The 25,521-nt window shown below is 73.1% G+C and carries 25 protein-coding genes; 20 read left to right on the forward strand and 5 right to left on the reverse strand.

The genetic code is table 11. The annotated features are described in order from the left end of the window. Window positions 1-77: 77 nt before the first annotated feature. Complete coding sequence (locus CXH06_RS08020) at window positions 78-1,595, forward strand: glucoamylase family protein (protein ID WP_114854652.1); 1,518 nt, start codon at window positions 78-80, stop codon at window positions 1,593-1,595. Continuing rightward, window positions 1,582-3,459, forward strand: coding sequence for a glycoside hydrolase family 3 protein (locus tag CXH06_RS08025; RefSeq protein ID WP_114854653.1), 1,878 nt, complete (start codon window positions 1,582-1,584; stop codon window positions 3,457-3,459). The genes CXH06_RS08020 and CXH06_RS08025 overlap by 14 nt, the downstream gene beginning before the upstream one ends. 22 nt (window positions 3,460-3,481) lie before the next feature. On the opposite strand, the gene CXH06_RS08030 is transcribed toward CXH06_RS08025, so the two are convergent. Continuing rightward, a complete protein-coding gene (locus CXH06_RS08030) occupies window positions 3,482-4,009 on the reverse strand; it encodes a DUF3054 domain-containing protein (RefSeq protein WP_114854654.1) in 528 nt (175 codons plus the stop codon). Window positions 4,010-4,111: 102 nt separating this feature from the next. Here CXH06_RS08030 and CXH06_RS08035 point away from each other — a divergent pair, with 102 nt between their 5' ends. From CXH06_RS08035 to CXH06_RS08065, 7 genes are all read left to right on the forward strand, one after another. After that, on the forward strand, window positions 4,112-5,254 hold the full coding sequence (locus CXH06_RS08035; protein WP_114854655.1) for a histidinol-phosphate transaminase: 1,143 nt from the start codon (window positions 4,112-4,114) through the stop codon (window positions 5,252-5,254). Next, the gene (gene hisB / locus CXH06_RS08040) at window positions 5,251-5,871 is read left to right on the forward strand and encodes an imidazoleglycerol-phosphate dehydratase HisB (protein ID WP_114854656.1); all 621 of its coding nucleotides are present in this window, start codon (window positions 5,251-5,253) and stop codon (window positions 5,869-5,871) included. The genes CXH06_RS08035 and hisB overlap by 4 nt, the downstream gene beginning before the upstream one ends. Further along, window positions 5,868-6,497 (forward strand): hypothetical protein, encoded by a 630-nt coding sequence (locus CXH06_RS08045; RefSeq protein WP_114854657.1) that lies wholly within the window; start codon window positions 5,868-5,870, stop codon window positions 6,495-6,497. The genes hisB and CXH06_RS08045 overlap by 4 nt, the downstream gene beginning before the upstream one ends. Next, on the forward strand, window positions 6,494-7,210 hold the full coding sequence (gene hisH / locus CXH06_RS08050) for an imidazole glycerol phosphate synthase subunit HisH (protein ID WP_157975660.1): 717 nt from the start codon (window positions 6,494-6,496) through the stop codon (window positions 7,208-7,210). The genes CXH06_RS08045 and hisH overlap by 4 nt, the downstream gene beginning before the upstream one ends. Window positions 7,211-7,221: 11 nt before the next feature. Next, window positions 7,222-7,365 (forward strand): hypothetical protein, encoded by a 144-nt coding sequence (locus CXH06_RS18430; RefSeq protein WP_198684044.1) that lies wholly within the window; start codon window positions 7,222-7,224, stop codon window positions 7,363-7,365. 86 nt (window positions 7,366-7,451) lie between these two features. Further along, complete coding sequence (gene priA, locus CXH06_RS08060; protein ID WP_114854660.1) at window positions 7,452-8,186, forward strand: bifunctional 1-(5-phosphoribosyl)-5-((5-phosphoribosylamino)methylideneamino)imidazole-4-carboxamide isomerase/phosphoribosylanthranilate isomerase PriA; 735 nt, start codon at window positions 7,452-7,454, stop codon at window positions 8,184-8,186. Next, window positions 8,183-9,025 carry an SseB family protein gene (locus tag CXH06_RS08065; RefSeq protein WP_114854661.1) on the forward strand — a complete coding sequence of 281 codons (843 nt, stop codon included), beginning with the start codon at window positions 8,183-8,185 and terminating at the stop codon, window positions 9,023-9,025. The genes priA and CXH06_RS08065 overlap by 4 nt, the downstream gene beginning before the upstream one ends. A 63-nt stretch (window positions 9,026-9,088) precedes the next feature. Here CXH06_RS08065 and CXH06_RS08070 read toward each other — a convergent pair whose 3' ends face one another. Then, window positions 9,089-9,505: a DUF1844 domain-containing protein gene (locus CXH06_RS08070; RefSeq protein WP_114854662.1), complete on the reverse strand. Its 417-nt coding sequence runs from the start codon at window positions 9,503-9,505 to the stop codon at window positions 9,089-9,091. A gap of 86 nt (window positions 9,506-9,591) precedes the next feature. Further along, complete coding sequence (locus tag CXH06_RS08075) at window positions 9,592-10,449, reverse strand: DUF4352 domain-containing protein (protein WP_114854663.1); 858 nt, start codon at window positions 10,447-10,449, stop codon at window positions 9,592-9,594. A 372-nt stretch (window positions 10,450-10,821) separates the two neighbouring features. On the opposite strand from CXH06_RS08075, the gene infC reads away from it, so the two are divergent. The 5 genes from infC to CXH06_RS08100 all read left to right on the forward strand — a co-directional run bounded on the left by infC (window position 10,822) and on the right by CXH06_RS08100 (window position 15,121). Beyond that, window positions 10,822-11,400 carry a translation initiation factor IF-3 gene (gene infC, locus CXH06_RS08080; RefSeq protein WP_232820266.1) on the forward strand — a complete coding sequence of 193 codons (579 nt, stop codon included), beginning with the start codon at window positions 10,822-10,824 and terminating at the stop codon, window positions 11,398-11,400. A 24-nt stretch (window positions 11,401-11,424) separates the two neighbouring features. Then, window positions 11,425-11,619 (forward strand): 50S ribosomal protein L35, encoded by a 195-nt coding sequence (gene rpmI, locus CXH06_RS08085; protein WP_114854665.1) that lies wholly within the window; start codon window positions 11,425-11,427, stop codon window positions 11,617-11,619. A 58-nt stretch (window positions 11,620-11,677) separates the two neighbouring features. After that, a complete protein-coding gene (gene rplT / locus CXH06_RS08090; RefSeq protein WP_114854666.1) occupies window positions 11,678-12,058 on the forward strand; it encodes a 50S ribosomal protein L20 in 381 nt (126 codons plus the stop codon). A gap of 79 nt (window positions 12,059-12,137) precedes the next feature. Then, complete coding sequence (locus tag CXH06_RS08095) at window positions 12,138-12,995, forward strand: RNA methyltransferase (RefSeq protein ID WP_232820261.1); 858 nt, start codon at window positions 12,138-12,140, stop codon at window positions 12,993-12,995. After that, entirely contained in the window at window positions 12,992-15,121 is a 2,130-nt protein-coding gene (locus CXH06_RS08100; RefSeq protein WP_114854668.1) for a cytochrome c oxidase assembly protein, read from the forward strand. The genes CXH06_RS08095 and CXH06_RS08100 overlap by 4 nt, the downstream gene beginning before the upstream one ends. A gap of 160 nt (window positions 15,122-15,281) precedes the next feature. Here the strand turns inward: CXH06_RS08100 and CXH06_RS08105 are convergent, their stop codons facing one another. Both CXH06_RS08105 and CXH06_RS08110 read right to left on the reverse strand, forming a co-directional pair. Beyond that, on the reverse strand, window positions 15,282-15,902 hold the full coding sequence (locus CXH06_RS08105) for an MBL fold metallo-hydrolase (RefSeq protein WP_114854669.1): 621 nt from the start codon (window positions 15,900-15,902) through the stop codon (window positions 15,282-15,284). Further along, window positions 15,899-16,999, reverse strand: coding sequence for an S-(hydroxymethyl)mycothiol dehydrogenase (locus CXH06_RS08110; RefSeq protein ID WP_114854670.1), 1,101 nt, complete (start codon window positions 16,997-16,999; stop codon window positions 15,899-15,901). The genes CXH06_RS08105 and CXH06_RS08110 overlap by 4 nt, the downstream gene beginning before the upstream one ends. 158 nt (window positions 17,000-17,157) lie before the next feature. On the opposite strand from CXH06_RS08110, the gene pheS reads away from it, so the two are divergent. The 6 genes from pheS (at window position 17,158) to CXH06_RS08140 (ending at window position 25,520) form a co-directional block, all read left to right on the forward strand. Further along, window positions 17,158-18,264 (forward strand): phenylalanine--tRNA ligase subunit alpha, encoded by a 1,107-nt coding sequence (gene pheS, locus CXH06_RS08115; RefSeq protein WP_114854671.1) that lies wholly within the window; start codon window positions 17,158-17,160, stop codon window positions 18,262-18,264. Window position 18,265: 1 nt separating this feature from the next. Beyond that, window positions 18,266-20,866: a phenylalanine--tRNA ligase subunit beta gene (gene pheT / locus CXH06_RS08120; protein ID WP_114854672.1), complete on the forward strand. Its 2,601-nt coding sequence runs from the start codon at window positions 18,266-18,268 to the stop codon at window positions 20,864-20,866. 123 nt (window positions 20,867-20,989) lie between these two features. Then, window positions 20,990-22,096 carry an N-acetyl-gamma-glutamyl-phosphate reductase gene (gene argC, locus CXH06_RS08125; RefSeq protein ID WP_157975663.1) on the forward strand — a complete coding sequence of 369 codons (1,107 nt, stop codon included), beginning with the start codon at window positions 20,990-20,992 and terminating at the stop codon, window positions 22,094-22,096. A gap of 67 nt (window positions 22,097-22,163) precedes the next feature. Further along, window positions 22,164-23,333: a bifunctional glutamate N-acetyltransferase/amino-acid acetyltransferase ArgJ gene (argJ, locus tag CXH06_RS08130; RefSeq protein ID WP_114854674.1), complete on the forward strand. Its 1,170-nt coding sequence runs from the start codon at window positions 22,164-22,166 to the stop codon at window positions 23,331-23,333. Continuing rightward, window positions 23,330-24,289, forward strand: a complete 960-nt coding sequence (gene argB, locus CXH06_RS08135) for an acetylglutamate kinase (RefSeq protein ID WP_232820262.1) — start codon at window positions 23,330-23,332, stop codon at window positions 24,287-24,289. The genes argJ and argB overlap by 4 nt, the downstream gene beginning before the upstream one ends. Further along, complete coding sequence (locus tag CXH06_RS08140) at window positions 24,282-25,520, forward strand: acetylornithine transaminase (RefSeq protein WP_114854676.1); 1,239 nt, start codon at window positions 24,282-24,284, stop codon at window positions 25,518-25,520. The genes argB and CXH06_RS08140 overlap by 8 nt, the downstream gene beginning before the upstream one ends. Window position 25,521 lies beyond the last annotated feature (1 nt).

Consider the following 25,521-nt stretch of genomic DNA (forward strand, 5'->3'; position numbering starts at 1 on the left):
CGCCGCCGCACCATCCCGCACACCCGGCTAGTCCGGCCCGAGAGCCGGTTCGCCACCCACCGCCTCGAGGAGGCTCCGTGCACATCGTCGACCGACGCACCCTGCTCACCGTCCCCCTACTCGGCGCCGGCGCCCTGGCTGGCACCGCCGCCACCGCTCGCGCCGACGGACGCGGCACGACCGACAGCGACCGCCTCCTGCGCCGCTGGGCCGCGGACACCTGGCGATCGTTGGACGCGATGACCGTGGCCTCGACCGGTCTGATCTCCGACAACATCTCCGCGGATCTCGCCGGTCACTCCGGCCACACCTCGCCGACCAATATCGGCGGCTCTCTCTGGTCCGTGCTCATCGCGCGCGAGCTGGGACTGATCACCCCCGGGCACGCCCGCAGCCGCATCTCCCGGACCCTCGACGCGTTGGAGACGATGGAGCACCACGAGCCTTCGGGCATGTACGTGAACTGGTACGACGAGCGGGATGGCACCATCCTGCGGTCGTGGCCCGGAACGGGGGCACCAGTGGTCCCTTTCGTCTCCAGCGTCGATATGGGCTGGTTGGGTGCGGCTCTTCACGTGCTCGCCCAGGCAGATCCCTCGAACCGGCGGCGCGCGCGCCAGCTCTTCGACCGGATGCGCTGGGACGTGTTCTTCGACCGTGACGTCGCCTCTCAGCCCGGCCAGATCGTCGGCGGATTCTGGCTGGAGGACCCGCAGCGCGAAGGGGCGGAGCGGCGGCCCCTGTACGCGGACATCGAGGGTGCGGACGTCTGGTATCACTCCGCGCATCACTACGACACCGCCGTCTCCGAGGCACGCATGGTCACCTACCTCGGCATCATGACCGAACAGATCCCGCCCGCGGCATACTTCACCACCTTCCGCACCTTCCCGCCGGACTGGGACTGGGCGGAGATGCCACCGGTGGGAGAGTGGGCAGAGTACGAGGGCGTGACAGTCTTCGAGGGCGCCCATTCCTACCGTGGCATGCAGGTCGTGCCCGGATGGGGCGGGTCGATGTTCGAGGAGCTGATGCCGGACCTGTTCGTGCCTGAGGCGCACTGGGGCCCGGACAGCTGGGGTCTGAACCATCCGCTCCACGTCCGTGCTCAGCGTGAGCACGGCCTGGACGAGGCGGGCTACGGCTACTGGGGGTTCTCACCCAGCTCGGACCCGCACGGTGAGTACCGCGAGTACGGGGTCGATGCACTCGGTCTGAACCCCACCGGCTACTTCTCCGATGCCGAGGAGACCGACTGGCACCACGACCAGCCCGTCCCGAGGTTCGGGGACGGTGTGGTCACCCCGCACGCCGCGGCACTCGCCCTGCAGTACGAGCGCGACGAGGCGATCGAGAACCTCTCGCGGATCGAGACCGAACTGAGTGCTTACGGCCCCGGCGGCTTCCACGATGCCGTTGCCGTGCGTTCGGGGGTGATCGCCCGTCGGCATCTGTCACTGGATCAGTCGATGGTGCTCGGAGCCCTTGGCAACGTCCTGCTCGACGGCCAACTGCAGGAGTGGTTTGCGACCGACGAGGTCACAGAACGACTGCGCCCGGTTCTCGCCCAGGAGGTCTTCCATGCCCACGGCTGATGGTTCACTGCCCCGGCTCTCCAGCGCTGCGGATGGGACCCTCTTCCGGGATCTCGACGGCGACGGCGCAATGGCCCCCTACGAGGATCCTCGCCTCGCGGTCGAGGAGCGCACCGAGGATCTGCTGCTCCGTCTGTCCCTCGAGGAGAAGGTGGGCCTCCTGTTCCACACGGTCATCGAGACCGGCCCAGACGGGGAACTGCTGGAGGCCGCCGGAGCGATCTCCAAATCTCCCACCTCCACGGTCGTGCTCGACAAGGCCATGAATCACTTCAACGTGCACGGTCTGGAGAGCGCCGGGACATCTGCCCGCTGGCAGAACCGCCTCCAGGAACTCGCCGAGCACACGCCGCACGGCATCCCCGTGACAGTCTCCACCGATCCCCGGCACGGCGGAGCGCAGAACGCCGGCGCCTCCTGGGCGACCTCGTTCTTCTCCCTCTGGCCCGAGCCGTTGGGTTTCGGCGCCCTCGACGATCCCGACCTCGTGCGTCGCTGGGCGGACACTGTCCGCCGGGAGTACACGGCGGTCGGTATCCGAGCAGCCCTCCATCCGGTCGCGGATCTCGCCGCCGAGCCCCGTTGGGCACGCCAGCGGGAGTGCTTCGGGCAGGACCCCGCTCTGGTGGGACGGTTGCTCCGTGCCGCGCTCGACGGGCTCCGCGGTGCCGATGGCAAGCCGTCTGTTCAGACCACCGTCAAGCACTTCCCCGGTGCCGGACCGCAGCGGGACGGCGAGGACGCACATTTCCCGTACGGCCGGGACCAGGTCTACCCGGGCGATCGGTTCGAGGATCATCTGCTGCCGTTCCGTGCGGCCGTCGATGCCGGCGTCGACGCGATCATGCCCTACTACGGTCGGCCCGTCGGCCTGGAGGTGGACGGAGAGCCGATCGAGGAGGTGGGATTCGGGTTCAACCGCCAGATGCTGACCGGCCTGCTGCGCGAACAGCTCGGTTTCGACGGCGTCATCGTCAGCGACTGGGAGCTGGTCAACGACAACCATGTCGGGGACCAGGTGCTGCCCGCGCGGGCCTGGGGCGTGGAGGACCTCACCCCGTCCCAGCGCATGCAATGCATCCTCGAGGCCGGGGCGGACCAGTTCGGCGGCGAGGAGTGCACGCAGCTCCTGGTGGACCTGGTGCGCGCCAGCCTGGTCTCCGAGGAGCGGGTGACGGAATCCGCCCGGCGCCTGCTCCGGGTGAAGTTCCGGCTGGGCCTGTTCGATGATCCCTACGTCGACGAGTCCGCGGCCGACGCTCGGGTGGGAACCGCTGAGGACCGGCGCCACGGCCACGTGGCCCAGGCCCGCAGCGTCGTGGTCCTCCACGATGACGGGCGTGTGCTGCCGCTGACCAGCGCCGGCGGACGGCCACGCCTCTATGCGGAGGGGCTCCCGGACGAGGTCATCGCACGGATCGGGGAGAGGGTCGACTCGCCGGAGGAGGCGGACGTCGCTCTGCTGCGGATCGGCGCGCCCTACCAGCCCCGCGACGACCTCTTCCTCGAGGCTTGGTTCCACCAGGGGGATCTCGAGTTCCCGCCCGGGCTCGCCCACCGGCTGGCAAGGATCCGCGCCGCATGCCCGCTGATCCTCGACGTGGACCTGGACCGGGCGGCGGTGCTCACCGACATCGCGCCGCACTGCGACGCGCTCACCGGGAGCTTCGGCGTCTCTGCGGACGCCTGGACCGACGCCGTCACGGGAGCTGTCCCGGCCGAGGGTCGACTGCCCGTCGAGCTGCCGAGGTCGATGGCCGCGGTGCGTGCCGCACCAGAGGACGTTCCCGGGGGCACTGACGACCCGCTGTACTCGCGGGGCCACGGGCTCGGGACCGAAGGGATGTGGGGCAACAGCGGGTGACGACGGCCACCGGGCCGGGGCCTCAGGACGAGGCGGGGCGCGAGGACGCCTCCGTGCTCGAGCCCTGGTCGGCGTCCGAGGCGTGCTCGGAGTCGGCCGGGGCCGCATCGACCGAAGACTCGGTGGCCGGCGCATCGGAGGTGGTGGCCGTGTCGGGCGTCCCGCCCGTTGCGGTGCCGGGTGCGCCGGCTCGCCGCTCCCCGCGGGTGAGGTAGCTCGCGACGGCGCGCCAGCCGAGCATCAGCACCCCGGTCACCAGCGCCGTGGTGATGAGGAAGGACACTTCCGTGCCGGCGCCGAAGAGGGTGCGGATCGCCATGGCGGTCACGACGGTGATGGCCCACACGAACACCCCGTGCGGCCAGATCCGGAAGGGGGCGCGCCAGGCGCGGATCGCGAGATGCCCCAGCAACGTGCCCACCGCGAAGGGCCAGCCCACCAGGAAGATGTTCTCGGTGGTCAGCGGCGTGCCGTGCTGCACGAAGCCGATCGCGACGAAGAGGATGACGACCAGCAGGTCGCCGACCAGGGCACCCAGGGAGCGGAACATCGCTCCAGGGTACTGTCGCCCTCCTGCATGCGGCCCGGGCGTCGGGAGGTCTGTGAAGGGTGCCACGGACAGGGACGGCTCGAGGGCCCCGCGCGAATTAGGATGGTGTCCATGCCCGAGTCCTCCGCCCCGCCCCTCGACGCCTCCGTGCTGCCGATCCCGCGTGACGGCATCGCGGGCGCCGCCCCGTACGGCGCCCCGCAGCTCGAGGTGGAGCATGCCCTGAACGTCAACGAGAACCCGTTCGGGCCGTCCCCGGAGCTCGCCGAGGCCATCGGGCGCTCCGCCGCGGAGGCCGCCGCGGGGCTGAACCGCTATCCGGACCGCGAGGCGATCGCGCTGCGCGCCGAGCTGGGGGAGTACCTCGCCGCGGAGTCGGGGATCCCGGCTCCGCCCGCGCCGTCCGTGTGGGCCGCGAACGGCTCGAACGAGATCATGCACCAGCTGCTGCTGGCCTATGGCGGTCCCGGCCGCACGGCGCTCGGCTTCGCGCCGCACTACTCGATGTACCCCGAGTACGCCCGGGACACCTACACCCGCTGGGTCACCGCCGAGCGCGGTCCCGCCCCCGACTTCGCGCTCACCGCGCAGTCCGTGGTCGCCGCGATCGCGGAGCAGCGTCCCAGCATCGTGGTGCTCACCAGCCCGAACAACCCCACCGGCACCGCGCTGGACCTCGATGTGGTCGCGGCCGCCGCGACGGCGCTGCGAGGGTCCCGCGGCCTGCTGATCGTCGACGAGGCCTACGGCGAGTTCCGCCGCGACGGCGTGCCCAGCGCCCTGACTCTGCTCGATGAGCACCCGAACCTCGTGGTCACGCGCACCATGTCGAAGGCCTTCGCGCTCGCCGGGGCGCGGCTGGGCTATCTCGTCGCCGATCCGGCGATCGTCGACACCGTGCGCGTGGTGCGTCTGCCCTATCACCTCTCGGCCGTCACCCAGGTCGTGGCGCGCACCGCCCTCGCCCATCGTGAGGAGCTGCTGGGGAAGGTCGCGCTGCTGCGCTCGGAGCGCGACGCCCTCGCCGAGCATCTGGGCGCGCGCGGCCACGACGTCGCGCCCTCCGATGCGAACTTCGTCCTGTTCCGCACGTTCGCCGATCGCGACGCAGTGTTCGAGGGCCTCCTCGAGCGCGGCGTCCTGGTCCGTGCCGTCGGCCCCGCGGGCTGGCTGCGCGTGTCCATCGGCACCACGGAGGACAACTCCGCCTTCCGCGCCGCCCTCGAGGAGACCGACCCCCGATGACCATCCCCGCCTCCCGTCCGCCCCGCACGGCCACCCTCTCGCGCAGCACGCGCGAATCCTCCGTCGAGGTTTCCCTCGACCTCGACGGCACGGGAGAGGTGGACATCTCCACCTCCGTGCCGTTCTTCGACCACATGCTCACGGCGCTGGGCACCCATGCCCGCTTCGACCTCACCGTGAAGGCCACCGGGGACACGGAGATCGACGTCCACCATACCGTCGAGGACACGGCGATCGTGCTGGGACAGGCGCTGCGCGAGGCGCTGGGCGACAAGGTGGGCATCGCCCGCTTCGGGGACGCGATGGTGCCGCTCGACGAGGCCCTCGCCCAGGCGGTCGTCGACGTCTCCGGCCGGCCGTACTGCGTGCACACCGGGGAGAGCGAAGCCCAGGCGCTGCACCTCATCGGCGGTCACTTCACCGGGTCGCTGACCCGCCACGTCTTCGAGTCCCTCGCCCACCACGCCGCGATCTGCCTGCACATCCGCGTGCTCGACGGCCGCGACCCCCACCACATCGTCGAGGCGCAGTTCAAGGCGCTCGCCCGTGCGCTGCGCGTGGCCTGCGCCTACGATGACCGCGTCCACGACGTCCCCTCCACCAAGGGAGCACTGTGAGCACCGTCGACCCCGAAGACCCGACGCAGGGCGACCCCGGCGAGCAGCCGGAGGGCACCGGCCGTCCGGCCGACGACATCGATGCCGAGTTCGCCCGCCTCATGGAGGGCCTCTCGCTCGAGGACACCCCCCTGACCGTCGAGGACGTCCTGACCGAGGCCCCGGAGGAGAACGAGGTGCCCACCGTCGCGGTGGTGGCCACCTCGGTCTCGACCGCCAAGGCGCTGGCCGGCGTGGTCCGCCTGGGCCGTGAGGCGCGCACCGACGGGATCGACATCCCCGTCGGCACCCGCACCCTGGACACCCGCACCGGCGCCATCGCGGCCGGCCCGCTCCCCGAGACCGCCGCCCACGATCTCGCCGCGATCGCCTCCACCGCCCTGCAGCGCAACGGGATCGTGCTGTTCTGGCGCCGAGGCGACCGCATGACCGCCACCCGCTACAAGAACGGGGAGCGCGGCGAGGACATCTCGCCCGCGATCGTGCTCGGCGCGGTCGACGACCTCGTCGAGGAGCTGCTGCTGGGCACGAGGGAGCTCGACGAGCTGGGCGATGGCCTCGACCCCGCCGCCCTCTCCCGCAGCGAGGCGCTGGCCTGGATCGCCTCCGGGAAGAAGGGCACGTGAACGAGAACCCGATCGCCGCCTCGTCCGCCGCCCCGCGGGTGGTGGTCCTGGACCACGGATCCGGCAACGTGCGCTCGGTCGTGCGCGCCCTCGAGGCCGCCGGCGCCGCGGTCGAGCTGACCGCCGACCGCCGCGCGGCTCTCGAGGCCGACGGGCTCGTGGTCCCCGGCGTCGGCGCCTTCTCCGCGACCGTCCAGCAGATCCGCGAGGTCGGCGGGGACCGCATCGTGGAGCGTCGGCTCGCCGGGGGCCTTCCGGTGCTCGGCATCTGCGTGGGCCTCCAGGTCATGTTCGAGGCCGGCGACGAGCACGGCGAGCGGGCGCGCGGCCTGGGCCAGTGGCCCGGCGAGGTGACCCGGCTCGAGGCCGAGGTCGTCCCCCACATGGGCTGGAACACCGTCGAGCCCGCCACGGGCAGCGCGCTGTTCGAGGGCCTCGCGGGCGAGCGCTTCTACTTCGTCCACTCCTATGCGGCCCGCCGCTGGGAGATGGAGCAGATCGGCTCCCTCGCCCCGCCGCAGGTCACCTGGGCGGAGCACGGGGGCGACCGCTTCGTGGCCGCGGTCGAGAACGGTGCCCTGTGCGCCACCCAGTTCCACCCCGAGAAGTCCGGGGACGCCGGCGCCCGTCTGCTGGCCAACTGGCTGCGGGGCCTGCCCCGCCGGGCCGACGCTGCGCCGCAGCGCCCGGCCGACGCCCCGGGGGCGCCGTGATCCTCGCCTTCGTGATGCTGTTCGCCGGCGGCATGCTGCTGGGCGGCGCCTGGTCGTTCTTCCGCGCGAAGAAGCCCTGGTGGGCAGCGGCGGGCCTGCTCGTGCTGGGACTGATCTGCCTGGGCATCTCGTGGTGGCGCATCCAGTCCGGCTGACGCCCCTCCCTCGCGCCGCCCCTCCCGACCCCCGTACCGGTCCCGTCCCGGGACCTCCCCATGACCCATCGCCCCAGGAGGCACCCATGACCGCTCCCGTGCTCGAGCTGCTCCCCGCCGTCGACGTGCAGGGAGGTCAGGCCGTGCGCCTGGTGCAGGGCGAAGCCGGCTCCGAGACCGCCTACGGAGCGCCCCTGGACGCCGCGCTCGCCTTCCAGGAGGGCGGGGCGAGCTGGCTGCACCTGGTGGACCTCGACGCCGCCTTCGGCCGCGGCTCGAACGCCTCCCTGCTGGCCGAGGTGGTCGCCGCCGTCGACATGAACGTCGAGCTCTCGGGCGGGATCCGCGACGACGAGTCCCTCGCCGGCGCCCTGGCCACCGGCTGCCGCCGCGTCAACCTCGGCACCGCCGCCCTCGAGCACCCCGAGTGGACCGCGGACATCCTCGCCGAGCACGGCGACCGCATCGCCGTCGGGCTCGACGTGCGCGGCACCACCCTCGCCGCGCGCGGCTGGACCCGCGAGGGCGGCGACCTCTGGGAGACCCTCGAGCGGCTCGACGAGGCCGGCTGCCAGCGCTATGTGGTCACCGACGTCACCAAGGACGGCACCCTGCGCGGCCCCAACCTGGATCTGCTGCGCGAGGTCTGCTCCCGCACCGAGGCGAAGGTCGTCGCCTCCGGCGGCATCTCCTCCCTCGACGACCTGCGCGCCCTGCGCGGCCTGGTCGCCGACGGCGTCGAGGGCGCGATCGTCGGCAAGGCGCTGTACGCGCAGGCCTTCACGATGGGCGAGGCGCTGGACGTCGCGGGACGCCCGTGACCGGGGGCGCCGAGGACGGCGACGGCCGCGGCGGGCCGCAGCCCGGGAGCGGTCAGCGCGCCCTGCCCTCCCACTTCCGGGAGAAGTCGCCGCTGACGGACTCCGCGGGCGTGTCCTGGGAGGGACGTGACTACACCGTCAGCCCCTTCCCCGGGGACGACGGCTCCGCCCCGGACGCGGTGGCGGAGGCGCTCGCCGCGCACCGCGCCGGGGAGGACCCCGAGCGCGTCGGGGTGGTCGCCGCACTCGCCGCGGCGCGGGTGCTGGTGCCGATCATGGCGGTCGCCACGGAGACGGGCACCACCGCCCACGGGCTCACCGGGGACAACGGCGCCGACATGGCGATGGTCTCGATCACGGCGCCCGACGGTTCCACCGTGCTGCCCCTGTTCACCTCGGTCGAGGCGCTGTCCGCCTGGCGGTCCGACGCGCGCCCGGTGCCGGTGCTCACGGCCCAGGCGGCACAGGCCGCCGTGCAGGAGGGCTGCACGGCGCTGCTGGTCGACGCCGCCGCTCCCGCCGAGGAGGGCGGCCCGCTGCTGCTGCCCCGTTCCGTGCTGTGGGCACTCGCCCAGGGCCGGTCGTGGATCCCGCCCCACCGGGACCCCGAGCTGGCCACGGTCCTGTCCAGGGTGGGGGCGGAGGCCTCCGCGGAGGTCGTGGAGCTCGTCGCCCGGGCGGGGGAGCGCAGCGCCGAAGTGGACCTCCACCTGCGCCTGCGCCCGGGCCTGACGGCGCCCCAGGTCCGCGCCGTGGTGGAGTCGGTCAGCGCGGGACTGGCCGCCGAGCAGCTCGTCGCCGAGCGCATCAGCTCGCTGCGCCTCGTGCTCGGCTCCTGATCGCCCGCCCTCGCAGGGCGCCGTCGGCCGTGAGGGCCGGCGGCGCGCCGCAGGGGCCGCGGCTCAGGACACCCGGCCGGTGTACTTCTCGCCGGGAGCCTCCCCGGGCGCGTCCGGGAAGGGGAGCGCCTCCGCGAAGGCGAGCTGGAGCGAGCGCAGACCGTCGCGGAGCGGGAGCGCATGCTCGTTGCTGATCTCCGGGGCCGCGGCCGTGACCAGACCGGCCAGCGCGGTGATCAGCTTCCGGGCCTCGGCGAGGTCCTGGTACCGACCGGACTCCTCGTCCTCGGCCAGGCCCACCTTGACCGCCGCGGCGCTCATCAGGTGCACGCAGGCGGAGGTGATGATCTCGACGGCCGCCACCTCGGAGATGTCGCGCAGCGCCTCCTCGGCGGGGGCCTGCGCGTGCTCGCGCGCGGCGTCGTGATCGGGGTGGTCCGCCGGCTGCGCGGCGTCCTCGGGGTGGGTGTTCTCGTGCATGGAGGTCCTTCGCTGTCATGGGCGCGCCGCAGGGAGGGCGAGCCGGGTGGGTGCGGACGGCGCGGTCGCGCCGGCCGCGGGACGGGTCATCCGTCCAGGGGCAGGGTCCCCGCCTCGCCGCCGCTGCTGGTGAGGTCGATCTGCAGGGCGGTGGGCTCGGCGCCGATGGGGACGTCGTAGACCAGGTGGACGCTCTGCGCCTCGCCGGTGGGCACAACGCCGTAGCTCGTGGTCCCGGCGATGTGCGCGCGTCCCGCCGCGGCGTCCGGTGCGTGCATCGTGCCGTCCGCGGTCTCGAGCTCCGCCTCCGGCCAGCTGCTGAGGCTGGCCGCGGAGTCGTTGACGATCTCGAGGCCGATGATGACGTACTCGCCCTCGGGCTCGAGCGCCGAGGGGCCGCTGCCCACGGAGCTCACGCCCCGCTCGAGGCTCTCCTGACGTACCGTCACGTCCCCGATCTGCACCTCGCCGGTGCTCGGATCCGCGCTCACGGGTGCGGGGGAGTCCTCCGGCGGGGCCATCAGAGCCCGGTAGGCCAGGACGCCGCCGCCGACGGCGACGACCAGCACGAGCGCGACGACCAGCACGAGGCCGCCGATCAGGAGACCGCGCCGACGGGGAGGGGACGCCGGATGCTCCTCGGGGGCGAGGGCGGGCCGGCGGTTCGGGCGGGCCGGCCGCGGGGGCGGAGTCGGGAAGCCCTCGGGAACTGGGCGCAGGACGGCGCGGGGAGTGGTGAGCCGGGTCCCGGTGGCCGGGTCCGCGGAGGAGTCACCGTCCGCATCGGAGGCGTCCCCGACGGCCTCGGCGGGCACCTGCTCGGTCGGCTCCGCCTCCTGGGCCGGCACCTCGCCGTAGGTGTAGTCGTGCGCCGTCCCGGGGCGCGGGTTCGGCGAGTCGTCCGCCCGGTCGGGTCCCCGGGGGGCGTCGGGGTCGGTCTCCACCAGAACTCCTCGCTGATCGCTGCTCGCGGGCGCGACGCACATCACCTGGACTCCGGCCGCACTCCTGCTAGGATAGACGACTGGAGCAGGTCGAATACCCTCGTCACACGTTCCTCAAGTGGAGTCCCTTCCCACCTCGTGGCAGTCCGCTCGTGAGCTCGATCTCGCGGCGACCGGTCGCCAGGTCAGTATCGCAGCCGGGCCCTCGTGCCCGGGGAGCGGGCAGCAATGCCTCTCGGCGCTGCGCGCCTGCACCTTGGGGCCTCCGCATGATTGCGGGGGCCTTTCGTCGTGTTCCCCCGGACACCAAGGTGAGGAGCCAACATCAGCGAACAGCGCATCAATGGTCAGATCAGGGTCCCCAAGGTCCTTCTGGTCGGTCCCAACGGCGAACAGGTCGGTGAGGTCCGTGTCGAGGACGCTCTGCGTCTCGCCCAGGAAGCCGATCTCGACCTGGTCGAGGTCGCGCCCGGAGCGAACCCGCCGGTCGCCCGTCTCATGGATTACGGCAAGTACAAGTACGAAGCCAACCTGAAGGCCCGTGAGTCGCGGAAGAACCAGGCGAACACGGTCCAGAAGGAAATCCGGATGGGCCTCAAGATCGACAATCACGACTACGAGACCAAGCGCCGCAACGTTGAGAAGTTCCTGTCCGGCGGCGACAAGGTCAAGGTCATCATCCGCTTCCGCGGGCGTGAGCAGTCGCGCCCCGAGATGGGTGTGCGCCTCCTCGGTCGTATGGCGGAGGACGTCTCGGAGTACGGGTTCGTCGAGTCGCACCCGCGGCAGGACGGCCGCAACATGGTGATGGTCTTCGGACCGCACAAGAAGAAGGCCCAGGCCATGGCCGAGGCCCGCAAGCGCAAGACCGACGCCGAGAAGGCCGCCGCCCGGAAGCAGGACGATGAGTCCTCCTCCGGGGCCGAGGCCTCCTCCGGCGCCGAGTCCTGAAAACGTCACAAGGAGAATTGGCAGATGCCGAAGAACAAGACCCACTCGGGGATGAAGAAGCGCGTCCGCGTCACCGGCTCGGGCAAGCTCATGCGCGAGAAGGCCAACGCCCGCCACCTGCTGGAGCACAAGTCCTCGACGCGCAAGCGCCGCCTGGGCAGCGACACCACGGTCGCGAAGTCCGACGTCAAGCGCGTCAAGAAGCTGCTGGGCCGCTGATCGCCCCCGCGGGAACCCTGTTCCCGCGCCCCTGAACATTCGATCGAAGGAGTATCACGTGGCACGCGTGAAGAGGGCGGTCAACGCCCACAAGAAGCGTCGGGAAATTCTCGAGCAGGCCAGCGGCTACCGCGGTCAGCGCTCGCGTCTGTACCGCAAGGCGAAGGAGCAGGTGCTCCACTCGCAGACCTACAACTACCGCGACCGCAAGAAGCGCAAGGGCAACTTCCGTCAGCTCTGGATCCAGCGCATCAACGCGGCGTCCCGCGCCAACGGCCTGACCTACAACCGTCTCATCCAGGGCCTCGGCCTCGCGGGTGTCGAGGTCGACCGTCGCATGCTCGCCGAGCTGGCCGTCAACGACGCCCCGGCGTTCGCCGCCCTGGTCGAGGTCGCCAAGAACGCCCTCCCCGAGGACGTCAACGCCCCGGCGGCCTGATCGCACCGCGATCACAGCGATGTCCGAGCGCCCGGATCAGTCCCCGATCACCTCTCCCCGCTCCGCGCGGGTGCGCAGGGTGGCGGCACTGACCGGGCGCTCGTCGCGTCGCAAGCAGGAACGCTTCCGCGTCGAGGGGCCCCAGGCCGTCCGGTCCCTGCTCGCTCACCGCGCGGACCTGGCGCGCGAGGTCTTCGCCACGTCCCGTGGCATCGCGGAGCACCCCGAGCTGCAGGAGCTCGCCCGGGCGGCGGCGGTCCCGCTGCGCGAGGTCGACGAGCAGATCCTGCGCGCGATGGTCCGCGCCGACGCAGCCTCCGGAGCCGACGGAGCCCGAGACGCCGAGGCGCCCGCCGCGAGTGACGGCGACGGGGGCACGCTGGTCTCCCCGCAGGGCGTCCTCGCCGTGGGCGCTCTGCCCGCCGAGGACCCCGCTGCCGCCTCGGCCGCCGTCGCCGCGCTCCCGCCGGGGGCGCCCGTGACCGTCGTCGTGCTGCACGAGGTCCGTGACCCCGGGAACGTCGGCACCCTCGTGCGCACCGCGGACGCCGCGGGCGCCGACCTCGTTCTGCTGACCCGCACCAGCGCCGACCCCTTCTCGCCGAAGGCCGTCCGGGCGGCCGTCGGCAGCCTCTTCCATCTCCCCGTCATCACCGGCGCGGCGATCGAGGACCTGCTCGACGGTCTCGGCGGCGCCGGGATCACCGCGGCGGCGACCAGCGGTCACGCCGCCACGGACCTGTTCGACACACCCCTTCCCGAGCGCCTGGCCTGGATCGTGGGCAACGAGGCCCGCGGCCTGGATGCCGAGACGCTCTCCGCCGCGCCGCTGCGGGTGCGGATCCCGCTGCTCGGCCATGCCGAGTCGCTCAACGTGCACACCGCCGCCTCGGTCTGCCTCTTCGAGACCGTCCGGCGCCGACGAGCCGGCGCATGACCCTCCCCGCCGTTCCCGTCGCCCCCGGCCACGACACCTCCCGCACCGCCCGCCTCACCGCGCTCGCGATCCCGCTGCTGCTGCTCGTCACGATCCTCACGGCAGGGCTGGGGATGGCCGCGACCGGTGCGCTCGCCCCCGCCGAACTGGTCCCAGCCTCCCCCCTGGTGACCTGGGGGCTGCCCGTCGTCCGCGCCCTCCACCACCTCGGGATGGTGCTGGCGATCGGTGCCGGCGGCACGGCCGTGCTGCTGCTGCCCGGGCCCTCGCGCCGCGAGGTCACCGTGCTGGACCCGCCGCGCCGTCGCGCCGTCCGCCTGGCCGCCGCGGGCGCCGCCCTGTGGGCGGTCGCCTCCCTCGCCCAGGTCCCGCTGGGCGGCCTGGAGGCCGCCGGCGCCGGGGCCGACGTCGATGTCTGGGCGATCGCGCTCGACGGCGACCTGGGCCGGATCCAGCTGGCCATCGCGATCCTCGCGGGTCTGTCCGCCCTCGCCTACGTCCTCGCCCGTTCCACCGTGCTCGCCTGCTGGGGGCTCGCTCTCGCCGGTCTGGGGGTGCTGAGCCTGGGCCTGTCCGGGCACGCCGGCGCCAGCCTGGACCACGTCAACGCGGTCGACGGCATCGCCCTGCACCTGGCCGGCATCTCGATCTGGGCCGGCGGGCTGCTCGCCATCGCACTGCTCGCGCCGCACCTGGAGGACGCCGTGCTCGCCACGGTGATCCGGCGCTTCTCCCCATGGGCGCTCGGCGCGGTGATCACCCTAGCCCTCAGCGGGGTGCTGAGCGCCGCGATCCGCCTCTCGGCGATCTCGGACCTGGTGACCACGGGCTACGGTCGGGTCGTGCTGGTCAAGGCGGTCGGCCTCGTCGGGCTCGCGGTGCTGGGCGCGCTCCAGCGCCGGCGCCTCGGGGACCGGATCCGCTTCCGCCATCTGGCCGCCACCGAAGGCCTGCTGATGGCCGCGGTGATCGGCGCCTCGATCGCGCTGGGGCGCTCCGCCCCGCCCGTGCCGCAGGAGGTGCCCGCCGTCGGCGACCTGCGCACGCTCTCCCTCGTCGGGTACCTGCCGCCCTCGCAGGAGTTCGGCCCCTCGACGCTGTTCACGGTCGTCCAGATGGACTGGGCGGCGCTCGCGCTCGCGGTGGCCCTGGCGGGGGCGTATCTCGCGGGTGTGATGCGGCTGCGGCGGCGCGGGGACGCCTGGCCCTGGCACCGGGTGCTCGCCTTCGTCGCCGGCTGCCTGGCCTTCGCGTGGGTGATGAACGGGGGAGCGGCCGCCTGGGGACGGTTCCGCTTCGACGCGCACATGGTCCAGCACATGGCGATGATGATGATCGTGCCGCCGCTGTGGGTGCTGGGTGCTCCGGTGACGCTGCTCTCCCGGGCGGCGGCGCCGCGGACCGACGGCTCCCGCGGGATCCGCGAATGGGTCCTGGCCGCTCTGCACTCCCGCTACGCGCAGGTGGTCTCCTGGCCGCCGATCGCGGGCGCGATCTTCGCCGGATCGCTGGTCCTGTTCTACTTCTCGCCGCTGTTCGAGGCGGCGATGTACTCGCACGTCGGCCATGTGCTGATGACGGTGCACTTCCTGGCCTCGGGCTATCTCTTCGCCTGGGTGCTGATCGGGATCGATCCCGCGCCGCGGCCCATCAACCCGGTCCTGAAGCTGATCACGCTGCTGGTCACGCTCGCCTTCCACGCGTTCTTCGGCGTCGCGCTGGCCTCCGCGACCTGGCTCGTCGCGGAGCACTGGTACCTGGACCTGGGGATGTACTCGCCGGAGCGGCTGGAGCTGATTCAGCTGCGGGGCGCGACGATCATGTGGGCGATCTCGGAGATCCCGACGGTGGGCTACGCGCTGATCGTCGCCCTGCAGTGGATGAAGTCCGAGGACCGTCGGGCCCGGCAGTTCGACCGCAAGGCGGCGCGGGACGGCGGCGCGGAGCTCGCCGCCTACAACGCCTACCTGGCGAGCCTCGACGCGCGCGCGGGGACGTCCACCGTCGGGGCCGACGCGGCCGACACGGAGACCCCCTCGCCCCCGTCGGGTTCCGCCGATGCCGCGGAGGATGCCGAGGAGCCGTCGACCTCCGCGCCTCCGGCGAACGGGCCGGGGACGGCCTGACCGTCCGGGCCCGTGCCGGCACGGGGTCGTCGAGCGGCCCGCAGGGCGGCGGGTCCCCGGGCGGTCGCCACGAGAGGGGGCGGCCCGGACCGCGCCGCGACGACGGACGGCGGCGACCACCGGAGGGTGGTCGCCGCCGCCGTGAGACGGAGCTACGCGCTCAGAGCCAGTCGCCCTGCGCGGCCCGCTTCTCCGTGCCGATCGTGGTGTCCGGCCCGTGGCCGGTGTGGACCACGGTGTCCTCCGGGAGGGCGAACAGTCGCTCCCGGACCGACTCCTCGATGGTCTCCCGCGAGGAGAAGGAGCGCCCGGTGGCGCCGGGCCCGCCCTGGAACAGGGTGTCCCCGGTCATCACGGCACCCAGCTGCTCGGAGTAGTAGCAGGTGGAGCCGGGGGAGTGGCCGGGGGTGTGCAGGGCCTCGAGGTCGACGCCGGCGATGGTGAACATGTCGCCGTCGGCGACGTCGTCGTCCCAGGGCAGCTCGCCGTGGGTGAGCGCCCAGACCTCGCGGTCGGCGGGGTTGAGCAGGATCGGCGCCTCCAGCGCCTCGGAGAGCTCGGGAGCCATCCGCACGTGGTCGTCGTGCGCGTGGGTGAGCAGGATGCCCACGCACTCGCGCTCGCCGACCAGGTCGATCACGGTCTGCACGTCGTGCGGGGCGTCGAACACCACGCACTGCTCGTCGTCGCCGAGGACCCAGACGTTGTTGTCCACCTCATGGGTCTCCCCGTCGAGGCTGAAGGTGCCGGAGGTGACGGCGTGGGAGAGGCGGGCGGTCATCGGGCCACCTCCACCACGGTGCGCAGGGTCCGGCCCTCGTGCAGGGAGTCCAGCGCCGCGTCGACGCCCGCCAGGTCGGTCCGCCCGGTGACGAAGCGGTCCAGGGGCAGCCGCCCCTGCAGGAAGAGGTCGACGAGATACGGGAAGTCGCGCTCGGGCAGGCAGTCGCCGTACCAGGAGGACTTCAGCGCCCCGCCCCGCCCGAAGACGTCCAGCAGCGGCAGCGTGATCTCGACCCCGGGACGGGGGACGCCGACGAGCACCACGCGGCCGGCGAGGTCGCGGGCGTAGAAGGCGGTCTCGTAGGTCTGCGGGATGCCGACGGCGTCGACCACCACGTCGGCGCCGTGGCCACCGGTGAGCTCCTGCACCCTCTCGGCCACCTCCTGCGGGGACAGACCCGCCGTGTGCACCGTGTGGGTGGCGCCGAGCTCCTCGGCGGCCGCCAGCTTCTTCTCGTCCACATCCAGTCCGATGATCGTGGTGGCCCCGGCCAGCGCCGCGCCCGCGATCGCCGCGCAGCCCACGCCGCCCAGGCCGATGACGGCGAGGGACTCGCCGCGCTGCACCGCGCCGGTGTTGATGGCGGCGCCGATGCCGGCCATCACGCCGCAGCCCAGCAGCCCGGCGACCTCCGCCGGGGCGTCCTCGGAGACCTTGGTGCACTGGCCCTGGTGGACCAGCGTCTTCTCGGCGAAGGAGCCGATGCCCAGCGCCGCGGTGAGCTCGGTGCCGTCGGTGAGGGTCATGGGCGTCGAGGCGTTGTGCGTGGCGAAGCAGTACTGCTGCACGCCCTTGCGGCAGGCGCGGCACTCACCGCACACGGCGCGCCAGTTCAGCACCACGTAGTCGCCGATCTCCACGTGGGTCACGCCCTCGCCGATGGCGGAGACGCGACCGGCGGACTCGTGCCCCAGCAGGAAGGGGAACTCGTCGTTGATGCCGCCGTCACGGTAGGCGAGGTCGGTGTGGCAGACGCCGGTCGCCTCGATGTCGACGACCACGTCGTAGGGGCCGGGGTCGGGGATCACGATGTCCACGAGCTCGGCGGGCTGCTTCTCGGCACGGGCGATGACGCCCTTCACGGTCCAGGTCACGGAGAACTCCTCGGTCTCGTCGATGTCGGGACGAGCCTATCGGTGAGGAGCGTCGCGGCGGACCGATGCGACGCCCTGCGCCGCGGCTCCTAGAATGGTCCGCGGTGCCCGCGCCCCGGCGAGCGCATCCCCCTGCCCACCGGACGAAAGCGAACCCTGTGTCCGAGTCACCCTCGACCCCCGACGCCCCGGTCATCGACGAGGCGTCCATCGGCGCCGCCGTCGATGCCGCGCTCGCCGCGATCGCGGCCGCCACGACCACCGCGGACCTCAAGGCCGTCCGCATCGCCCACACGGGCGATGCCGCGCTGCTGTCGCGGGCGAATCGTGCCATCAAGGACCTCCCCAAGGACCAGAAGGCCGCCGCGGGCAAGCTCGTGGGGCAGGGCAAGGGTCGCGTCCAGAAGGAGCTGGCCGCGCGCCAGCAGGTGCTCGCCGCCGCCGAGGAGGAGGCCGCGCTCGCCGCGGAGACCGTCGACGTCACCCTCCCCACGGACCGCCGGCCGCGCGGCGCGGCGCACCCGCTGACCACGCTGCAGGACCGGATCGAGGACTTCTTCGTCGGCATCGGCTGGGAGATCGCCGAGGGGCCGGAGATCGAGTCGGAGTGGATGAACTTCGACGCGCTCAACGCCGATCCGGAGCACCCCTCCCGCTCGCTCCAGGACACGCTGTACGTCGCGCCGGAGGGCTCCGGGATGCTGCTGCGCACCCAGACCTCCCCCGTCCAGATCCGCGCGATGCTCGAGCGCGGCGCTCCGCTGTACGTGGCCTGCCCGGGCACCGTCTTCCGGGCCGACGAGATCGACGCGACCCACTCCCCGGTGTTCCACCAGGTCGAGGGACTCGCGATCGACAAGGGTCTGACCATGGCGCACCTCGTGGGCACCCTCGACGCCCTCGCCGCGCACCTCTTCGGCGGTGCGCCGATCACCCGCCTGCGCCCCAATCACTTCCCCTTCACCGAGCCCAGCGCGGAGATGGACTTCCGCTGCTTCCGCTGCGACGCCCGGCTGGGCCTGGACCACGACGCCGATCCGGCCTGCCGGGTCTGCGGGGGCACCGGCTGGATCGAGATGGGCGGCTGCGGCATGGTCCATCCGAACGTGCTGCGCGCGGCCGGGGTGGACCCCGAGGAGTACCAGGGCTTCGCCTTCGGCCTCGGGATCGAGCGCATCCTGATGCTCCGCAACTCGGTGGCGGACATGCGCGACATGGTGGAGGGCGATGTCCGCTTCTCCCAGCACTACGGGACGGAGATCTGAGATGCCACGCATTCCCCTGACCTGGCTCGCCGAGCACGTCGAGCTGCCCGCCGGCACGAGCGCCCAGCAGGTCGCCACCGACCTCTCGCGGATCGGCCTCGAGGAGGAGGCGATCTTCGGGGCCCAGGTGACGGGCCCGCTGGTCGTCGGCCGCGTCCTCGACCTCGTCAAGGAGCCGCAGAAGAACGGCAAGACGATCAACTGGGTGCGCGTGGACGTGGGCCCCGAGCACAACGAGGACGCCGACGACCCGAAGGACCCCCAGCCCGGCGCGGAGCGCCCCAGCCGCGGCATCATCTGCGGCGCGCACAACTTCGTCGAGGGCGACCTGGTGGTCGTCTCCCTGCCCGGCACCGTGCTGCCCGGGGACTTCGCGATCGCCGCCCGGAGGACCTACGGCCACACCTCCGACGGCATGATCTGCTCCGGCGACGAGCTGGGCCTGGGCGAGGACCCCAGCGGCGAGGACGGCATCATCGTGCTGGGCCGCGGGCATGCCGAGGGTCTGACCGCGGAGCCCGGGGACGACGCGATCGCCCTGCTGGGCCTCGCCGACGAGACGGTCGAGATCAACGTGACCCCGGACCGCGGCTACTGCTTCGCGATGCGCGGCGTGGCCCGCGAGTACTCCCACGCCACCGGAGCTGCCTACACCGATCCGGCCGCCGCGGTCGCGGTCCCCGCGGCCACCGGCCCCGGCATCGAGGTCCGCCTGCAGGACGAGAGCCCGCTGCGCGAGACCCCGGGCTGCTCGCGCTTCGTCGCCCTCGAGGTGCACGGCGTGGATCCGAGCGCCCGCACTCCCCGCTGGATGGCGCGCCGGCTGAACCAGGCCGGCATGCGGCCGATCTCCCTGATCGTCGACGTCACCAACTACGTGATGCTGGACCTCGGGCAGCCGCTGCACGCCTACGACGCCCAGAAGCTGGTCGCCCCGATCGTGGTGCGCCGTGCCCGCGCGGGCGAGAAGCTCACGACCCTCGACGACGTCACCCGCGCGCTCGATCCGGAGGATCTGCTGATCACCGACAGCGCCGGCGGCGAGGGGGCGCGCGTGCTCGGTCTCGCGGGCGTCATGGGCGGGGAGTCCACCGAGGTCTCCGCGGACACCACCAGCATCGTGCTCGAGGCCGCGACCTTCCAGGACGTCGGCGTGGCCCGCACTGCGCGACGCCACCGCCTGCCCTCCGAGGCCTCCAAGCGCTTCGAGCGCGGTGTCGACCCGCTGCTGCCGGCGGTGGCGGCGCACCGCGCCGCCCAGCTGATCGTCGCCCTCGGCGGCGGCGAGATCGCCGCGTCGTGGACCGACGAGGGCGGCGTCTCCGCGCCGGCGCCGATCACCCTGCCGCTCGGGGACGCCGAGCGCGTGGTAGGGATCGCCTACACCGCCGAGCAGGTGCGCGACAGCCTCGCGGCGATCGGCTGCACCGTCGAGACGGGGACCGAGGACGCCCTGGTCGTCACCCCGCCGAGCTGGCGGCCCGACCTCACCCTCCGCGAGGACCTGATCGAGGAGATCGCCCGGCTGGTCGGCTACGAGGCGATCCCCTCGGTGCTGCCCACGGCCCCCGGCGGACGCGGCCTCACCCGCGCCCAGCAGGCCCGCCGCAGCGCGCGCCGGGCGCTCGTCGAGGCCGGCCTGACGGAGGTCGCCTCCTACCCGTTCGTCGGCGAGGGCGTCTTCGAGACGCTGCGCTACGGGACCGAGGACGTGCGCCGACGCGCCGTGCGCCTGCTGAACCCGCTGGCCGAGGACGAGCCGCTGCTGCGCACCTCGCTGCTGCAGACGCTGCTGCCGGTGGCCCGGCGCAACCTGGGCCGCGGCGAGGACGCGACGGCGATCTTCCAGGTGGGCACCACCGCGACCGCGCGCACCACCGGGGACCGCGCGCCCGTCCCCGCGGCCGCACAGCGTCCCACCGCGGCCGAGCTCGAGGAGATCCTCGCGGCGCTGCCGGAGCAGACCCGCACGCTCGCGGCCGTGATCGGCGGCGCCTCGGGCCCCGGATCCTGGCAGGGCGAGCCCGAGGCCTGGGGATGGGCCGATGCCCTCGAGCTCGCGCGCCGGGCAGCCGCCGCCGTCGGCGCGGTGCTCGAGGTGCGCCAGGTCGAGCACGCCCCCTTCCACCCCGGCCGCGCCGGCGAGCTGCGCGTGCGCACCGCCGAGGGCGAGGAGCAGGTGGTGGGGCATGCCGGAGAGCTCCACCCGTCGGTGATCTCGGCGTTCTCGCTTCCGGCGCGCACCAGCGCGCTCGAGCTGGACCTCGCCGCGCTCATCGCGGCGGCCCCGGCCGTGGTGCGCGCCGCCCCCGTGCCCACCTACCCGCCGGCCAAGGAGGACTTCGCCTTCGTCGTCGCGGAGTCCGTCCCGGCGAGCGCCGTCGAGGCGGCGATCGTCGTGGGCATCGGCGACCTCGCCGAGAAGGTCCACCTCTTCGACGTCTTCACCGGGGAGCAGATCGGTGCGGGGAAGAAGTCGCTGGCCTTCTCCGTCCGGCTCCGCTCCACCGAGGGCACCCTGTCCGCGGAGCAGATCGGGGAGGCCCGCTCGCGGTGCATCGCCGCGGTCGCTGCGGCCGTGGGCGGCGAGCTGCGCGCCTGATCCCGGCAGCTCCGAGGGCGAGGGCCCGGTCCGCGGACCGGGCCCTCGCGGCGTCCCCGGCCCGTGAGTCGCCACATTTGGCTGTTCATGCATTCCTCTGTATATACTTCCGACATGTCGTCCATGCCTTCCCCCAGCAGCTCCACCGACCCGACGAGCGGAGCCGCCGGCCGCCGTCCCCGCGTCGCCGTGGTCGGCGCCTCCGGCTACGCCGGCGGGGAGACGCTGCGGCTGCTGTCGGGGCACCCCGGCGTCGAGGTCGCGACCGTCGCCGCGCACTCGAGCGCGGGCCGGCGGCTCAGCGAGGTGGCCCCGCACATCGATCTCGGGCACGATCCGGTGCTGCAGGAGACCACGGTGGAGAGCCTGCGCGGCCATGACGTGGTGGTCCTCGCGCTCCCGCACGGCGAGTCCGGGCGGATCGCCGCCGCCCTGCGGGCCGATGACCCCGAGGTGCTCGTGCTCGACCTCGGCGCGGACCACCGGCTCGAGAGCGCCGTGGACTGGGCCGACTACTACCGCACCGAGCATGCGGGCACCTGGACCTACGGCATGCCCGAGCTGCCGCTCGCGGACGGCACCCGCCAGCGCGAGCACCTCGTCGGCGCGCGCGAGATCGCGGTGCCCGGCTGCAACGCCACGGCCGTCACGCTCGCCCTCGCGCCGCTGGTCCGCGCGGGACTCGTGGACGGCAGCCGGCTCAGCGCGGTGCTGCCGGTGGGCTACTCCGGGGCGGGCCGCTCCCCGAAGCAGCACCTCCTGCTGGCCGAGGCCGCCGGCACCGCCTCCCCGTACGCCGTGGGGGGCACCCATCGCCACGTCCCCGAGGTGCTGCAGAACCTCCGCCGCGCCGGTGGGCAGGACGACCTCCGCCTGACCTTCACCCCGGTGCTGGTGCCGATGAGCCGCGGCATCCTCGCGGTGTGCAATGCGCCGGTCCCGGACGGCACCACCACCGCGGACCTGCTGGGCGCGCTCCAGGGCGACTACGCCGGCGAGCACTTCGTCGCCGTGCTGCCCGAGGGCACCTTCCCCGCCACCGGCGAGGTGGCCGGTGCGAACACGATCCGGATCGGGGCCGCGGTGGATCGCCGCAGCGGACAGGCGACCGTGGTCGCAGCGATCGACAACCTCGTCAAGGGCACGGCCGGGGCGGCGATCCAGTCGCTCAACCTCGCCCTCGGCCTCACGGAGTCCACCGGACTCACCCGGACCGCGCTCGCCCCCTGATCCTCGCGGGGACCCCGTATCCCGTCGGCTCACCTCCCTCATCCCTCCCGACCCTCAGGAGCCCCCTGTGTCGATCACCCGCCCCCGCGGCTTCCGCGCCGCCGGCCTCGCCGCCGGCATCAAGAGCAGCGGCCAGCACGATCTCGCGCTGGTCCTCAACGATGGGCCGCGGGACGCCGCCGCCGCCGTGTTCACGGCCAACCGCGTCCAGGCCGCCCCGGTGGTCTGGTCGCGCACCGCGGTCGCCGACGGGCGCGCCCGGGCCGTGGTGCTCAACTCCGGCGGCGCCAACGCGTGCACCGGACCGGACGGCTTCGCGGACACCCACCGCACCGCCGAGCACCTCGCCGCGCTGCTCGAGGTCTCGAGCCAGGACGTGCTGGTCTGCTCGACCGGGCTGATCGGCGAGCGCCTGCCGATGGAGCCGCTGCTGGCCGGTGTCACCGCCGCCACGGGGCAGCTCGACGCGGGCGCCGCCGCGGACGAGGCCGCCTCCCGCGCGATCATGACCACCGATTCCGTGCCGAAGACCGCCGAGGCCACCACGGCGTCGGGCGTGACCGTCGGCGGGATCGCCAAGGGCGCCGGGATGCTCGCCCCGCAGCTGGCGACCATGCTGGTGGTCCTCACCACCGATGCCGACGTCGACGCGGCCACCGCCGACACGGCCCTGCGCGCGGCCACCGCCACCACCTTCGACCGGGTCGACTCCGACGCCTGCATGTCCACCAACGACACGGTGATCCTGCTGGCCTCCGGCGCGAGCGGCGTGAGCGTGGGCCTCGAGGAGCTCACCGAGGCGGTGCGGGCCGTCAGCGCGGATCTTGCCCGCCAGCTGGTGGCCGATGCCGAGGGTGCCAGCCACGACGTGCACGTGGTCGTCACCTCGGCCACCACCGAGGACGCCGCACTCGCCGTCGCCCGCGAGATCGCCCGCTCGAACCTGGTCAAGGCCGCGATCTTCGGCAACGATCCCAACTGGGGCCGGATCGTGGCGGCGGCCGGCTGCGTCAGCGCCGATCGCGCGCCCTTCGAGGTCGATCAGCTCTCGGTCCGCGTCAACGGCGTGGAGGTGTGCCGCGGCGGCGGCGCCCACCGCGACCGCTCCGAGGTGGACATGACCCCGCGCGAGACCCTCATCGAGGTGGACCTCGGCGCGGGCGATGCCACCGGGGACATCTGGACCAACGACCTCACCCATGACTACGTCGAAGAGAACAGCGCCTACTCCTCATGACACCTGAACCCACCGAGGCGATGGTCGGCAAGAACCCGCTCGCCCAGCTCGACGCCGCGCGCACCGAGGCGCGCGAGAAGTCCGAGGTGCTCGTCGAGGCGATGCCCTGGATGCAGCGCTTCCGCGGGAAGATCGTCGTGGTCAAGTACGGCGGTAACGCCATGGTCGACGACGAGCTGCGCCGCGGCTTCGCCGCCGACATCGTCTTCATGCGCCTGGCGGGCATCCGCGTGGTCGTGGTCCACGGCGGCGGTCCGCAGATCAACACGATGCTCGAGCGGCTCGGCAAGGAGTCCACCTTCCGCGGCGGCCTGCGGGTGACGGACTCCGAGACCATGGACATCGCCCGGATGGTGCTGGTGGGCCAGGTCGGCCGGCAGCTGGTGGGCCTGATCAACCAGCACGGCCCCTTCGCGATCGGCATGTCCGGAGAGGACACCCGGCTGTTCACCGCGACCCGCCGCGGCACCGTGGTGGACGGCGAGGAGGTGGACCTCGGACACGTGGGCGCGGTCGCCTCGGTGAACATCGACGCCATCAGCGATCTCCTGGACAGCGAGCGGATCCCGGTGATCTCCTCGATCGCCCCGGAGGTCGACGAGCAGGGCGTCCCCACCGGGGAGGTGCTGAACATCAATGCGGACCTCGCCGCGGCGGCTCTCGCCGAGGGTCTGGACGCGGAGAAGCTGGTGATGCTCACCGATGTCGAGGGCCTGTACCGGGACTGGCCCGATCGCAGCTCCCTGATCCCCGAGATCTCCGCGAGCGAGCTGCGCGCGATGCTGCCCTCCCTCACCGCGGGGATGATTCCCAAGGCCGAGGCGCTGCTGGGAGCGGTCGACGCGGGCGTGCGCACCGCCGCCATGATCGACGGGCGCATCGAGCACGCGGTGCTGCTGGAGGTCTTCACCACGCGCGGCGTGGGCACGATGGTTCGGAGGGACGACTATGTCTGAGCACGACGCACGGTCCGCGCAGGACGCGCAGAGCACCACCGGTCTCGAGGACCGCTACCGCGACGCCCTGCTGCCCGTCTTCGGGACGCCGCAGCGGGTCCTCGCCCGCGGCGAGGGCACCCGGGTCTGGGACACCGACGGGAAGGAGTACCTCGACCTGCTCGCCGGCATCGCGGTCAACGCGCTCGGCCACGCCCATCCGGCGCTGCTCTCCGCCGTCACGAAGCAGGCGGAGACCCTGGGGCACGTCTCGAACTTCTTCGCCTCGGCGCCTCAGATCGAGCTGGCCGAGAAGCTGCTGGACCTCGCCCGCGCGCCCGAGGGATCGGGCGTCTTCTTCGCCAACTCCGGCACCGAGGCCAACGAGGCGGCCTTCAAGATCGCCCGCCGCACCGGGCGCCCCCGCATCCTCGCGCTCCGCAACTCCTTCCACGGCCGCACGATGGGCGCGCTCGCCCTCACCTCGAAGGAGGCCTACCGGGCCCCCTTCGAGCCGCTCCCGGGCGGCGTCGAGTTCCTCGAGGTGGGCGACGTCCCCGCCCTCGAGGCGGCGCTCGCGCCCGGGGACGTGGCCGCCGTCTTCGCCGAGCCGATCCAGGGCGAGGCCGGCGTGCGCCCCCTTGGCGAGGACTACCTGCTGGCCCTGCGCCGCCTGACCCGCGAGCACGGCACCCTGCTGGTGCTCGACGAGGTCCAGACCGGGGTGGGCCGCACCGGGGACTGGTTCGCCCACCAGGCGGTGCCCGGCCTCCAGCCGGACGTCATGACGCTGGCCAAGGGTCTGGGCGGCGGGTTCCCCCTGGGCGCCGTCATCAGCTACGGGCCCGCGGTGCACGACCTGCTCCAGCCCGGCCAGCACGGCACCACCTTCGGCGGCAACCCGCTCGCCGCCGCCGCAGGGCTCGCCGTGCTCGGCACGATCCGCGAGGACGCCCTGCTCGAGCACGTGCGCTCCGTCGGCGACCGCTTCGCCCGGGACGTCCTCGCCCTGGGCGATGACCGCATCGAGGAGGTGCGCGGCCGTGGGCTCCTGCTCGGCATCGGCCTCCGCGCGCCGATCGCGAAGCAGGTCGTCGCCGCGGCCCTCGAGGAGGGGTTCATCCTCAACGCACCGGACGAGCGCACCCTGCGGCTCGCGCCGCCCCTGATCATCACCGAGCAGGACCTGGGCACCTTCCGTGATGCCCTCCCCGCCCTGCTCGAGGCCGCTGCGGCCGAAGGAGAGAACTGAG

The sequence above is a fragment of the Brachybacterium sp. YJGR34 genome, assembly GCF_003347015.1.
Classification (GTDB): Bacteria; Actinomycetota; Actinomycetes; order Actinomycetales; family Dermabacteraceae; genus Brachybacterium.